Origin of the sequence: Variibacter gotjawalensis (assembly GCF_002355335.1) — a bacterium.
GTDB lineage: Bacteria > Pseudomonadota > Alphaproteobacteria > Rhizobiales > Xanthobacteraceae > Variibacter > Variibacter gotjawalensis.
Window position 1 is genome coordinate 3,003,281 of sequence record NZ_AP014946.1, and the last position, 13,192, is coordinate 3,016,472.

13 protein-coding genes and 1 pseudogene are annotated in these 13,192 nt (G+C 61.7%); 13 read left to right on the top strand and 1 reads right to left on the bottom strand.

Going from position 1 to position 13,192, the window contains the following annotated elements; translation table 11 throughout:
- The first annotated feature begins 1 nt into the window (after position 1).
- Positions 2–1,282, top strand: a complete 1,281-nt coding sequence (locus GJW30_RS14605) for a c-type cytochrome (RefSeq protein ID WP_096356556.1) — start codon at positions 2–4, stop codon at positions 1,280–1,282.
- On the opposite strand, the gene GJW30_RS14610 is transcribed toward GJW30_RS14605, so the two are convergent.
- Positions 1,279–3,261, bottom strand: coding sequence for a 4Fe-4S dicluster domain-containing protein (locus tag GJW30_RS14610; protein WP_096358846.1), 1,983 nt, complete (start codon positions 3,259–3,261; stop codon positions 1,279–1,281). The two genes, GJW30_RS14605 and GJW30_RS14610, sit on opposite strands and share 4 nt — an antisense overlap.
- Positions 3,262–3,391: 130 nt before the next feature.
- Between GJW30_RS14610 and GJW30_RS14615 the strand changes: the two genes are divergently transcribed.
- The 12 genes and pseudogenes from GJW30_RS14615 to GJW30_RS14665 all read left to right on the top strand — a co-directional run bounded on the left by GJW30_RS14615 (position 3,392) and on the right by GJW30_RS14665 (position 13,158).
- Positions 3,392–4,147 carry a biotin/lipoate--protein ligase family protein gene (locus GJW30_RS14615; RefSeq protein WP_096356558.1) on the top strand — a complete coding sequence of 252 codons (756 nt, stop codon included), beginning with the start codon at positions 3,392–3,394 and terminating at the stop codon, positions 4,145–4,147.
- Positions 4,144–4,686 carry a DUF6505 family protein gene (locus GJW30_RS14620; RefSeq protein ID WP_096356560.1) on the top strand — a complete coding sequence of 181 codons (543 nt, stop codon included), beginning with the start codon at positions 4,144–4,146 and terminating at the stop codon, positions 4,684–4,686. The genes GJW30_RS14615 and GJW30_RS14620 overlap by 4 nt, the downstream gene beginning before the upstream one ends.
- The gene (locus GJW30_RS14625; protein WP_096356562.1) at positions 4,683–5,678 is read left to right on the top strand and encodes a DUF6352 family protein; all 996 of its coding nucleotides are present in this window, start codon (positions 4,683–4,685) and stop codon (positions 5,676–5,678) included. The genes GJW30_RS14620 and GJW30_RS14625 overlap by 4 nt, the downstream gene beginning before the upstream one ends.
- Complete coding sequence (locus tag GJW30_RS14630) at positions 5,675–6,184, top strand: DUF3305 domain-containing protein (protein WP_096356564.1); 510 nt, start codon at positions 5,675–5,677, stop codon at positions 6,182–6,184. The genes GJW30_RS14625 and GJW30_RS14630 overlap by 4 nt, the downstream gene beginning before the upstream one ends.
- Entirely contained in the window at positions 6,174–6,845 is a 672-nt protein-coding gene (locus GJW30_RS14635; protein WP_096356566.1) for a DUF3306 domain-containing protein, read from the top strand. Before GJW30_RS14630 ends, GJW30_RS14635 begins: the two co-directional genes overlap by 11 nt.
- Positions 6,846–6,962: 117 nt before the next feature.
- Positions 6,963–7,085, top strand: a pseudogene (locus GJW30_RS23125) (YdaS family helix-turn-helix protein); the annotation flags it as partial.
- A gap of 111 nt (positions 7,086–7,196) precedes the next feature.
- Complete coding sequence (locus tag GJW30_RS14640) at positions 7,197–7,754, top strand: TorD/DmsD family molecular chaperone (protein ID WP_347337740.1); 558 nt, start codon at positions 7,197–7,199, stop codon at positions 7,752–7,754.
- A gap of 25 nt (positions 7,755–7,779) precedes the next feature.
- Positions 7,780–7,992, top strand: a complete 213-nt coding sequence (locus tag GJW30_RS14645; protein WP_096356571.1) for a twin-arginine translocation signal domain-containing protein — start codon at positions 7,780–7,782, stop codon at positions 7,990–7,992.
- A gap of 7 nt (positions 7,993–7,999) precedes the next feature.
- Positions 8,000–10,957, top strand: coding sequence for a formate dehydrogenase subunit alpha (locus GJW30_RS14650; RefSeq protein ID WP_096356573.1), 2,958 nt, complete (start codon positions 8,000–8,002; stop codon positions 10,955–10,957).
- A gap of 12 nt (positions 10,958–10,969) precedes the next feature.
- Entirely contained in the window at positions 10,970–11,566 is a 597-nt protein-coding gene (fdh3B, locus tag GJW30_RS14655) for a formate dehydrogenase FDH3 subunit beta (protein WP_096356575.1), read from the top strand.
- Positions 11,567–11,600: 34 nt separating this feature from the next.
- The gene (locus GJW30_RS14660) at positions 11,601–12,608 is read left to right on the top strand and encodes a formate dehydrogenase subunit gamma (RefSeq protein ID WP_096356577.1); all 1,008 of its coding nucleotides are present in this window, start codon (positions 11,601–11,603) and stop codon (positions 12,606–12,608) included.
- Between the two features lie 256 nt (positions 12,609–12,864).
- Complete coding sequence (locus GJW30_RS14665; RefSeq protein WP_096356579.1) at positions 12,865–13,158, top strand: hypothetical protein; 294 nt, start codon at positions 12,865–12,867, stop codon at positions 13,156–13,158.
- Positions 13,159–13,192: the final 34 nt, after the last annotated feature.

Here is a 13,192-nt window from a genome sequence, read left to right on the forward strand (position 1 = left end):
GATGTTGCGGTCGGTCCGCATAAGCTGCGCCATCGGTATTCTTCTGGCTTTGCCGGTAGCAGCGCATGCGCAGTTCCGCGGTCATGGCGGGCCGGTTCGTGCGCTCGCGATCTCGCCGGCACCTAACGAAATCGTCTCGGGCAGTTTCGACCAATCCGCGATCCGTTGGTCGCTTCGCACTGGTACTGCCGAGCAGGTCCTGCGCTTCCACGAAGGCGCCATCAATGCGATCGCTTCGATATCCCGCGACAGTATCGCCACCGCTTCGGAAGATGGCCGCATCGCGTTGTGGCGGCGCGGAGAGACGACGCCGTACCGCGTCTTGACGGGACACGAAGCACCGATTGCGGCCTTGGCGGTCTCGGCGGACGGCAAGCAAATCGCTTCGGCGGCATGGGACCGGACCGTGCGCGTATGGCGTCTTGCGGATGGGCAACACAGAACACTCGAGGGCCATACGCAGAACGTCAACGGGGTTGCGTTTCTTCCAGACGGAGCGGTGGTCAGCGTTTCGCATGATGCGACAATCCGCATCTGGTCGGCCGACAACTCTGTGGCCGACGTCACCCAACTCGATACGCCATTGAACGCGGTGGTATCGTCGCCTGATGGCGAGATCGTCGTCGCGAGCGCGAGCGGCAGAGTCTACTTCCTCGGGCGTGACCGCAAACTTCGCCGGGACATCGAAGTAGCGGGCGCTCCGCTCGTGTCGCTCTGCTTGTCGCCGGATGGAAAAACGATTGCGGCCTCGGGGATTCGCGGCGCCGTTACCATTATCGATCGCGCAACGGCGCAGACAGTGCGCACGCTCGTAGGGCCGGGGCTACCGGTCTGGTCGTCGGCGTTTTCGGCAGACGGCGCGGTGTTGTACACGGGCGGAGCCGATGGGCTTGTGCGGCGATGGAACGTCGCGACCGGCGAGCCTCTCGGCGATGTCGTCATGGCGCGCGAAACGGATCCGCTGGCGTCTCACGCAGGCGATCGCGGCGCCGACGTGTTTCGTGCGTGCGTCGCATGTCACACACTCAGGGGGGACGAGGGCAATCGCGCGGGACCGTCACTGCACGGCATCTTCGGACGCAGGATCGCGACCTTGCCGGGTTACGAGTTTTCGGCGCCGTTGCGACAGATGGACATCGTGTGGACGAAGGAAACCGTCGCCAAGCTGTTCGAGATCGGGCCGTCGATCTATACGCCGGGAACGAAGATGCCGGAGCAAAGAATCACGTCCGCGGACGATCGCGCCGCGCTCGTCGATTTTCTCGAAAGAGCGACGCGTTAGCTCTTCTGCTCGCGCTCCGCGCGCTCGCGCAGATAATCGTCGGTGGTGCGAGGCGGCGGCCGATCGGGTGCGCCGTAAGGGTTGAAGTCCTGCGACATCACGGCTGAGACGCGGCAGTCTTCGCACATGCGAATGACGTCGCGCTGGCTTTCGCCGCCGCGATACATCCAGTGCCTGCCCTCAAGCTTCGCGGCGACGCGCTCGATCGTGCTTTTGACGCCGAACGGCTTGTCGCAGCGAATGCAATGGAAGGGCTCTTCCTGTTTGATCACGCGCGCCGGAGCATTGAAGGCGTTGAAGTCGAGTTGCGGCACAAGCGTGATCACTTTTTCGGGACACGTCGCTTCGCACAGGCCGCACTGAACGCAAGCGGCTTCGGTGAAGCGAAGCATTGGCTGCTCGCGATCATCGCTCAACGCGCCCTTCGGGCATGCCGACACGCACGCTAAGCACAGCGTGCAGCCTTCGACATTGACGGAAACGCTGCCGAACGGAGCATCTGACGGAAGCGGAATGACGTCGACCGGCATCGGCGCGGCCGCATGCAACTCGCGCAACGTTAGCCGCATGACGTCGCGCTTGGGTCCCGCTGCGTTGAATTGCGCGGGCTTCGATGTTGGCTCGAGGGGAGCGAGCGTTCGTAGGGTTTCGCCGAGCGCGAACGGGTCATCGGTCTCGACGATGTCGAGCCGATCGCCAGTGAATCCGAGGCCGCTCAGGATCGGTTGGGCGAGCGCGATCGTATTCGTGAGTCCCGCCGTGTCGTGTCGCGCTTTTCCGCGAAGGAGGAAACGAACTTGAGATGCACCGTACGCGAAGGCCGCCGCAATGCTTTCAAGGCCGACCTGTGTGACTTCGTTGACCTGCACGGGAAGGACGCGCGCAGGCAACCCATCGCCGTGCCGTGCGATCGCATCGATCAGCGGATCACCGTGCGCCGTATCGTGAATGAGCACGACAGGCGTCTGACCGCCGGCGCGTGCGAAGGTCGTCAGCAGTGCACGCAGGCGCTGGATGAGCGTATCCGCGGGCGGCAGCGTGTAAGCAGCAGCGCCGGTCGGGCAGGCCGCCGCGCACTGACCGCAGCCGGCGCAGATGTTCGGATCGATGGCGACATAATTGCCGGCGGGCACGATGGCACCGGTCGGACACAAATCGAGGCAGCGGCGGCAGCCGACGATCTTCGAGCGCGAATGTGCGCAGAGTTCTTTCGTGAAGGTGACGTAGCGAGGCTTGTCAAACGTGCCGACGAGATCGCGCGCCTTGAGCACAGCGCGCAAGACTGCGGCGGGATCGCGTGGGTCGACACGAAGATAGCCATCGCGCAGATCATGCGCCGGGAAAAGGGGAGCGCCCCCGGACACATCGAGAATGATGTCGCAGCGCGAGGTGGCGCCGTCGCGCGGAGGTCCGAAGCGTAGTGCTTCGCGCGATGATGGCGAGGGCTGAGCATAGCCGTCGATCGTAAGCTCGAAGGCGCCAAGGTGACCGCGTGCCGCGCCAATGGTCCCGCGAACGATCGGAAAATCGGTGACGTGAGGTGGCTCGATCGGATCGCGGCCGTTGAGCATCACGGTGATGTCGAGGTGATCTTTAAGAAGCTCGGCGACCTCGATCGTTCGCTGATCGCATCCATAGATAAGGATCACGCCGTCGCTGGTGAGGCTGGTCAGCGGCGTCGCCGGGGTTGCGACTTCCGCCATGGCGAGCAACGCCGCCATCTTCGGGCCGGCAGCCACCGCATCCCGCGACCATCCCGCCATCTCTCGAATATTGGCGAATGTGATAGGACCGGCACTTGGAACGCTTTCGGCCAGTTCGTCGAAGAGGGGTGCTTCCTGCGTGCAGGCAACCGTAACGGCGCCCCCGTCTGCGATGACCGAGAGAAAATGATCCGTCTGCGTGCGGCAGAGGTGACGCGCCGTGCTCACGTTTGCTTGAGGGCAACCGCGCGAGATCGCGCCGGTATCCAGCGGCATCGTATCTTCGCAAGAGCAGACGATAACGTTACGGTCCATAGCTTCGCCCTATGCCCGCCGAAACGTTCGGTTGGCTTGCCAACGCTCACGTTATAATTATTACAATGTCAAGTTGTGTGCCGGAGTGCTGATGTCGTCTCCACCGCGTGCGCGGTCGCCTTACGCCGATAAACTCGTTCTACCGCCGCCCTTCAGTCCCGTGATGTTGCGCGAAGCTGGCGATGCGTTTGCGCATGCTTGTGCGATTGCGGGACCGGATCAGGCGGCAGTTCTGGTTTGGGTGGGACGTTTCGACGCGGTCGAGTTTGCGTTAATCCTCGAGCCCGAGGAAACACTAGCTCAGGCGCGGCGCGCCTTTTACGCCGGCATGGTCGCTCTCGGAGACGCGTTGGCCGTTCACGCTCCTCCAGAGAAGCCGATCCATTATGGCTGGCCCGACGCCATCATGGTCGATGGTGGTGTCGTCGGAGGCGGACGGTTTGCATGGCCGAGCGGCGCTGGAGAGCAGGACGTGCCGGATTGGCTTGTCTTCGGTGCTAGCGTGCGGACCGTCACGATGGGGGCAGGTGAGCCCGGATTGCTCCCGTTCTCGACGGCATTGGAGGAAGAAGGTTTCGATGGACTCGAGACTGGTGCGTTGATCGAGTCGTTCTCGCGGCACTTCATGACTGCGCTGGAGGTGTGGCGCGAAGACGGTTTTGCCGAACTCGGCAAACAGTACCTGGCACGTCTACCCGCTGCGTCTGGTGTTCGACGCGAGTTTGCGGACAATGGCGATCTCGTCGAGCTTGGCATCCTGAAGAAGGATCGCGACATCCGAGGCCTCGCCGAAGCGCTTCGGCTTCCGACATGGCTTGACCCTTTAACGGGAGTTATTCTGCGTTGAATTTGCTGCGGACCATACGGCTCGATCCGTCCGACACCTTCGTCTTTCCGGTCGCGGCCGAACCGGGCGAGTGGGCGGTACCGGGCGGTTTCGTCTTTTGGCGCCGCAACGTGGAGCAGCTTGAAGGCAAGGAGCGAACTTCGTTTCGCGCCGGCTTTCTCGGGCTCGCCTCGCTCGGGCGTTCAACGTTGGTGCAGGTGGTGAGTGCCACCGATGCGGACCGCGCCGCCGCAGTCGAGCAACTGGCGCGTCAACTGTGTGAGCGATTTGGCGCCCCCGATATCGAGACGGCACGAAGGGCTGCGGGTGAGGAGGTTGCATTCGCATCGTCGCTTGCAAACCATCCGACCGACACGCTGATTGCGGTTCGCCGCAGTGTCGAGGACGGAGAAGTGCGCGAGCAGTTTCGCACGCTGCGCCGCCGCGAGGGAATGTCGATACCGCGTGTTTTCGATTTCGCCGAAGTTGATGACGATGAGCCGGAGGAGCGCGTCGATCTAGCCGCTCTCGCGAATTCGCCGGCGAAGGGCAGCGCATGACACACGATTTCTGGGTGTCCAGCGGCCATCATCTGCTCGACCGCGGCGAAGGTGGTGGGCTGGTCGTCACCGACTCGTATCTGAAGGCGTATTTCGCGCGACCCGAACTCGCGCCGCCTGACGACGCCTGCGTTGTAGAGCGGACGCTTCATGCAGTCTTGCTCTCCGATCCCTATCGCGAGGTTAGTGTTGCGGAAATCGGTTCAATTGCGGATGCGGATGCGCGCGAGAATTGGCAGGTCGTGCTCGGCTTCCGCGATCATCTCGTGCGCCATCGCACGTTGGAGGCTGCCTATCTTGCCCTTGTGCGACAAGGGATTGGCGGGACGCCATCGCTGTTCGTGAATCAGCTCACGCACGTCATCTTGCGCAACGCACTCGATGGCATCGACGACACATTGATGCTGCGCGCTGCCGAGCTCTTCTATCGCCCGCAAGTGATGACGCTGCATGAAGGTGCGCTGCTTGCCGCCGATGAAGAAATCATTGCTGGTGTTGGCGGCAATCCGGTTTCGCCACTCGTCTCGATGCTGGGACTGCCGGCCTCGGCCGCAATCGACGTTATCAACGCCGACAATGCGCATGATTATTACGGCCGCAGCGATGCGTTCGATATGGCGCTGGATTTGACGGCAGGGCGTGAAGGCCAAGCAGCCCTCGCGCGCGTGATCGCGCGCTGGGTCGAGCATTTGCTGGCACGCGAAACCGTGGTCGAACCGCTGACCGAAGTTCGCGATATCGACTTGCGTTGGTATGTCGGCCTCGACGCTGAGGGAACGAAGATTGGCGACACGTTGTGGAAGAATGCCGACTTCGTCGAGGACCCGCGCATCGTCAATCTGTTTCGGCTTCGCTTCGATGATGGATCGGCGCGCGCTGCTTCGCGCGACCCCGTGTATCTCATCCTTGCGATGACGCAGGATCGGAAGCTGCGAATGAAACCGCAAAATCTGATCGTCGGCTTGCCGTCGGAAGCGGAGCTAGCGAATTGAGCACCGCGCTCGCCAGTATCGATGTCGGTGTCGTCGCGGAGCGGCGCGATGCGGCTAACCCGTGGATCGATCACGTTTGGACGCCCTCAGCCGTTGTGCACGGTGCACCCGCCGCCGAACCTTGGACAATCATCCACGAAGACAACGGCCGCGCGGAGTTTTTCGTCGGACTTGCGAAGATAGAGCTTTTCGCCTCGGCCACCGCGCATTATCGGGACAACCTCGCCTCCGGCGACCCGCGCGTTTGGGTGATCTTGCGGCCGACCGGCGTGTCGCCACCGTTCGATCTCGTTGCCGTGACGGCGGATCCGGCCGAAGGCGAGGGCTACACACAGGCAGGGGCGGACCTTGTCGATGCCGTGACGATGCCGGCATCGATCATCGAATTCGTTGCAGGTTTCGTCGCGGAACATCACGTCGAACGGGAGTTCTTCAAACGCAAACGAGATCGGCACCCGTCGGACGCGTTGAGTAAGCGGCCGCGAGGCGACAACGATGAGCGATGACGAACCGTTTCTGTCTCGCTGGTCACGCCGGAAGCTCACGCCTTCGGAAGCGATCCCTGACGCCCCGCCGGTGAGTGCGGGCACCGAAGGAGCACCATCCGAGTCGACATCGCCAGAGCCGCCGTCACCAAAGGATCAGCCTGTCGATCTGTCTAAATTGACGCCGATCGAGAGCATAGATGCGCTGACCGACATTACCCAGTTTCTGGCGCGTGGTGTCCCGACGGTCTTGCAGCAGGCCGCTCTTCGGAAGGCTTGGACCGCCGATCCCGCGATACGCGACTTCATCGAGGTCGCGGAGAACCAGTGGGATTTCGCCAACGGCGCGATCCCCGGTTTCGGTCCGCTGGAGCCCGAAACGGCCGTCGGTGCGATCGACCGGCTGGCCTCGTATCGGCTGACCCCTCTCTCCGGGACGCCGGAAGTCGAATCGGCCTCTGGCGATGCATCACCGATTGCTACAAAAAATTCGGCGCCCGAAGCGGAGGCCGGCAACGACGAAAAAGACAGCGGGGGCGTGGACATAGCGTCGCAGGCTTCCGACACAACCGAGCCCCCAACCGTATCCGCGGATCTCGCGGCTGAGGAAAACGACGCAAAAGCCGACGAAAACGAGATCGCCGCGAGGCGGCCGCGCCACGGCGGAGCGCTTCCAAGCTGACGTATCCATAGGTTCGGCCTATGGGAATTTGCATCTGCCTATTGACTAAGCATTTCCGCTAGGCAAACTCCTAATTGAAATAATTCCAATAACAATCTTGCTTCGGTACTCGGGGAAATGCGGGACGACGGTCTCAGCCAAGCTATTTCGGCGGTCGGTGGCGTGAGCGAGCTCGCTCGGCGCATCGGTATCTCGCAACCGTCGTTGTCCAGCTGGTCACGTGTTCCGGCTGAGCGAGTATTGACGGTCGAGACCGCGACCGGGGTGTCTCGCCATCGTCTGAGACCAGATCTCTATGTCAACGAAGCCATTGTGCCGTCGGGCACGATCAGGACTCGCAGCGATGCTGACATGGCTCGAGCCGACGAATACACACTTCTCTCGGCGCTTCTTTGTCGTGCTCCTTCTGCGGATCTGCTGAAGCGTCTCTCGCGTCTGCAAGTGAGTGCATCGCCGATCGGCGTCGCCCACGCGGCGTTAGCAGCCGCCGCTTCGGACACGACTGTCGCAAAGGCTGGGCAGGAGTTCTTTGATCTCTTCATCGGGCTCGGCCGCGGCGAACTTGTCCCTTACGCATCTTTCTATCTCACGGGATTTTTGCACGAACGTCCGCTCGCGCGTCTGCGCGGTGACCTGCAGGAACTCGGCATCGAACGCGCGCCGGAGAATCACGAGCCAGAAGATCACGCGGCGCTTCTCTGCGAGATCATGGCGTCGATCGCTAACGGCACGATTCCGGTCGACGCCGAAGTTGAGCAGCAAATTTTCGAAAAGCATCTCAAGCCGTGGATCGGCCGTTTCTTCGGCGATCTCGAGCAGGCGGAACACGCCAGCTTCTATCGTGCGGTCGGCCACGTCGGCCGGATCTTCATCGACATCGAATGTGAGGCGTTTGCGCTGCCGGTTTGATCCGGTGGCTGCAGGGAGGACGGGCATGAGCGAGAAAGCCGGGAAAGATTTTGGACGCCGCGATTTTCTGCGCGGCTTCGGCGCCGGCGCTGCCGGTGCTGCGACTGTTGTTGCCGCGCCATTGATCTCGACGGCGGAAGCGGCCGAAAGCGACGCCGACAAAAAGAAGGCGCGCTATCAGGAAACTCCGCACGTGAAGAAGTTCTACAGCGTCAACCGTTATCCGGCGAAGAAGTGAGGCCAGCATGCTGATTAAACGTAGCGAACGGCAAGCGCGGCGCGGTGGGCTTTCGGCCTCTCTGGCCGGCGGCCAGTATACGGGTCTCGATCGCCGCACCTTCCTCGCGCGCTCCGGTTTGGTCGCGGGCGGATTAGGCGCGCTTGGCGCGATGCAGCTCGGTGGGTTGCGCAAAGCGGAGGCCGGCCCGCCGCCGAAGCCTGGCGTTCCGGTCGAGACGCGCAAGAACATCTGCACGCACTGTTCCGTCGGCTGCACGGTGATCGCCGAAGTTCAGAACGGGGTTTGGATCGGGCAGGAGCCGGGCTGGGATTCGCCGATCAACCGTGGCTCTCACTGCGCCAAGGGCGCTTCGGTGCGCGAGCTCGTGCACGGCGATCGTCGCCTCAAATATCCGATGAAACTCGTCGGCGGACAGTGGCAGAAGATCTCGTGGGATCAGGCGATCAACGAGATCGGCGACAAGCTCAACGTGATCCGCGAGAAGTCCGGTCCGGAGTCTGTCTATTGGCTCGGCTCGGCCAAGTTTTCCAACGAAGGCGCGTACCTCAACCGCAAATTCGCGGCGTTCTGGGGCACCAATAGCTCCGATCACCAAGCGCGTATCTGCCACTCGACGACCGTCGCGGGCGTTGCGAATACATGGGGCTACGGCGCCATGACGAATTCGTACAACGACATTCGCAATTCCAAGACCATGATCATCATGGGCGGCAATCCGGCGGAAGCGCATCCGGTTTCGCTGCAGCATCTCCTGGAAGGCAAGGAACTCCAGCGCGCCAACTATGTCGTTATCGATCCGCGCATGACCCGCACGGCCGCGCATGCGACCGAGTATGTGCGCATTCGTCCCGGCACTGACATTCCGGTGATGTGGGGCATCTTGTGGCACATCTTCAAGAATGGTTGGGAAGACAAGGAGTTCATCCAGCAGCGCGTCTACGGCATGGACGACGTCCGCAAGGAAGTCGAGAAGTGGACGCCGGAAGAGGTCGAGCGCGTTGCCGGTGTTCCGGGTGCGCAGCTTGAGAAGGTTGCGAAGATGTTCGCGACCGAAAAGCCCGCGACATTGATCTGGTGCATGGGCGCGACGCAGCACACTGTCGGGACGGCGAACGTTCGCGCGTTCTGTATCGCGCTGCTGGCAACGGGCAACGTCGGTTCGTTCGGCGGCGGCGCGAACATTTTCCGCGGCCATTGCAACGTGCAGGGCGCAACGGATCTCGGTCTCGATATCACATCGCTGCCGCTCTACTACGGTCTCGCCGAAGCGGCGTGGAAGCATTGGTCGCGCGTTTGGGAAGTCGAGTACGACTGGCTCCTCTCGCGCTTCGAATCCAAGCAGATGATGGAAGCGCCGGGCATTCCGTCGACGCGCTGGTACGAAGCCGTCATGGCGCCGAAGGATCAGGTCACTCAGAAAGACAATCTGAAGGCGATGATGATCTTCGGCCACGGCGGGAACACCGTGACGCGCATGCCGGAAGTGAAGAAAGGCATGGAAGCACTCGATCTTCTCGTCGTTGCGGATCCGCATCCGACAACGTGGGCCGCGCTGTCAGAGCGTAAGGACGGGACGTATCTTCTGCCGATCTGCACGCAATTCGAATGCTCGGGTTCGCGTACAGCATCGAACCGGTCGATTCAGTGGGGCGAACAAATCGTCAAGCCGATCTTCGAATCGAAGAACGACTACGAGGTGATGTATCTCCTCGCCAAGAAGCTCGGCTTCGCCGACCGCATGTTTAAAAACATCAAGGTCGAAAACAACGTTCCGGTCGCCGAAGACATTCTGCGTGAGATCAATCGCGGCGGATGGTCGACCGGCTATTGCGGCCAGTCGCCGGAACGCCTGAAGGCGCACATGAAGAACCAGGACAAGTTCGACCTGGTAACGCTACGCGCGCCGAAAGATGCACCGGCCGAAATCGCCGGCGACTATTACGGTCTGCCTTGGCCATGCTGGGGAACGCCTGAACTGCGGCACCCGGGAACGCACACGCTCTACAACACGAACCTCCATGTCATGGATGGCGGCGGCACCTTCCGCGCGCGCTTCGGTGTAGAGCGCGTCGTCAAGAAGAAGGTCATGGAGAACGGCGTCGAGGTCGAGAAAGAAGAGAAGCACAATCTTCTCGCTGAAGGCTCGTACTCGCTCGGTTCCGAAATCAAGGACGGTTATCCCGAGTTCACGCTGGGCGTCCTCAAGAAGCTCGGCTGGGATGGCGATCTGACCGAGAAGGAAAAGGAAGTCATCGCGCGTGTCGGCGGCAACAACCAAGACGCCGTCTCGTGGTCGACCGATCTTTCCGGCGGAATTCAGCGCGTCGCGATGGCGCACGGTGCCATTCACTACGGCAACGGCAAGGCGCGCGCGAATGCGTGGAATTTGCCGGACGGCGTGCCGGTGCATCGCGAGCCGATCTACACACCGCGGATGGATCTCGTCGCGAAGTATCCGACGCTTCCGGATGCGCGGCAGTTCCGCATGCCCAACCAAGGCTTCACGTATCAGAAGCGCGCCGTCGACAACAAGATTGCGGATCGTTTCCCGATCGTGCTGACGTCCGGCCGCCTCGTCGAATACGAAGGCGGCGGCGAAGAGACGCGCTCCAATCGCTGGCTCGCCGAATTGCAGCAAGACTGCTTCATCGAGATCAATCCGCAAGACGCTTCCGCACGCGGCATCAAAGATGGCGCATGGGTTTGGGTGTCGGGCGCGGAGAACAACTCGAAGGCCAAGGTCAAGGCGCTTGTCACCGAACGTGTCGGTAAGGGCGTTGCGTGGATGCCGTTCCACTTCGCCGGTTGGTACCAAGGCGTCGATCAGCGCGGCAACTATCCGAAGGGAGCCGATCCGATCGTGCTTGGCGAAAGCGTGAATACGCTGACGACATACGGCTACGACCCCGTGACCGGCATGCAAGAACCTAAGGCCACGCTTTGCCAAATCGCGGCAGCGTAAGGAGAGACACCAATGGCAAGAATGAAGTTTCTCTGCGACGCTGACCGCTGCATCGAGTGCAACGCTTGCGTCACAGCTTGTAAGAACGAGAACGAAGTGCCGTGGGGCATCAACCGCCGGCGCGTCGTGACGATCAACGATGGCAAGCCGGGCGAACGTTCGGTCTCGATGGCATGCATGCATTGCACCGACGCGCCGTGCGCGGCCGTGTGTCCGGTGAGCTGCTTCTACACGACGGCCGACGCCGTCGTGTTGCATTCGAAAGAACTCTGCATCGGTTGCGGCTACTGCTTCTACGCGTGCCCGTTCGGCGCGCCGCAGTATCCGAAGGTCGGCAACTTTGGCTCGCGCGGCAAGATGGATAAGTGCACCTATTGCGCGGGCGGCCCGGAAGCCGACGACTCGCCGGCGGAGTTTGCGTCATACGGCGGCAATCGCCTTGCCGAAGGCAAGCTGCCCCTCTGTGCGGAGATGTGCTCGACAAAGTCGCTGCTCGCCGGCGACGGCGAAGTGATCGCACAAATCTACAAGGAGCGTGTGATGCAGCGCGGTTACGGCTCCGGCGCGTGGGGCTGGATGACGGCTTATCGCGAGACGATCAACGTTTAAGGCGAGCGCTCACTTTGAGCGCGGGAGGAGCCTGATGAACACATTTTTCCGCACGCTGGCGCTTTGCGCCGCGCTGATCGTGCCGGCTGTAACGGCGAACGCCCAACAGCCGACGACGGTGAATCCGCAGGCTAGCTCGGTGCAGGAGCGGCAGTTGCTCGATGCGCTTAAGGGCGGCGAAACCGTTCAAGGCCGCGTATCTATCCCGGATCGCAAGTCCGGCACGCTCATTCAGCCGGAAGGCCGCGACTGGCGCAAATTTCATGAAGTGACGCTAAAGTGGCTCGGCATGATCTCGGTGCTCGGGATGCTCGCGCTGCTGATCGTTTTCTATCTCATGCGCGGCATGGTGAAGATCGAGCATGGCCGGTCGGGCCGCACCGTCGTTCGCTTTAACGGCTTCGAACGCTTTGTTCACTGGATGACGGCGAGTTGCTTCATCGTGCTCGCGATCTCCGGCCTGAACATCACGTTCGGCAAGAATCTGCTATTGCCGATCATTGGGCCTGAAGCGTTCACGGGCTTCTCGCAGTGGGGCAAATACGCGCACAACTATCTGAGCTTCCCGTTCACGATCGGTGTTGTCCTGATTTGCCTGATGTGGCTCGCCGGCAATATTCCGAACCGGCGCGATGCCGAGTGGATACGCCGCGGTGGCGGCATCGTCGGTAACGATCACCCGCCGGCGGAACGCTTCAATGCCGGTCAAAAGTTGATCTACTGGATCGTCGTGCTCGGTGGAGGAGCCGTTGCGGTTTCGGGCTACATCTTAATGTTCCCGTTTTACGGCACAGCCGTCGGCGGGATGCAGCTCGCACAGATGGTCCACGCGATCATTGCGGTGCTCTTCGTCGCTGCGATGCTTGGTCACATCTACATCGGCACGATCGGCATGGAAGGCGCTTTCGAGGCCATGGGATCGGGCAAGGTCGACGTCAATTGGGCGCGCGAGCATCACAGCTTGTGGCTTCAAGAAGAACTGGCCCGCGAGGGCCGGACCGAGCAGCCGGCCATTCGCCCGCATGCGACACCGGCCGAGTAACGTATCAATGCTGAGCGAGGAGAGACTTCGTTGCGCGCATTTTTGATCGGCATTGTGGTCGCTGTCGTTGTCGCGACAGGGGCAGCTTTCGTGCTTAACGCTTTCCAAGAGCCTGCCAGCCAGGCGTTCTCGACGACAGGAACGCGCGTTCCTGCCGACGACGCACCCAAGTCTTAACGCTAGCGCGGAAACGGAGAGGAACCGGCTGTCGCCAAGTACGTTGTTAAATACCTGCACGACGGAAAGGTGTTTCACAATGCGCTCGCTCGCAATCGGTCTTTCTTTCAGTTTGCTGCTCGGGTGCTCGGCCGCTCTTGCGCAGACGCCTGCCGCACAGCGCGACTGTTCGCAGAACACAGGGTCAGTGAACGCGGGTGCGGCAAAAGCTCCGGACGGGACGGAAAAGCCGGATCAACAAGCGGTCGAACGCAGCGCTATCGTGCCGAGCGCCGGACAGCACGAGCAGTCTGCCGCGCCGACAGTCCAACAGAACGGTAAAGACGTTATCGCGGACGCCGATTGCCCGAAGCCGCCCAACCAGCCGAAGTAGCGGGCCGTATAACACCTGGAGCGGCGCTGCCGAG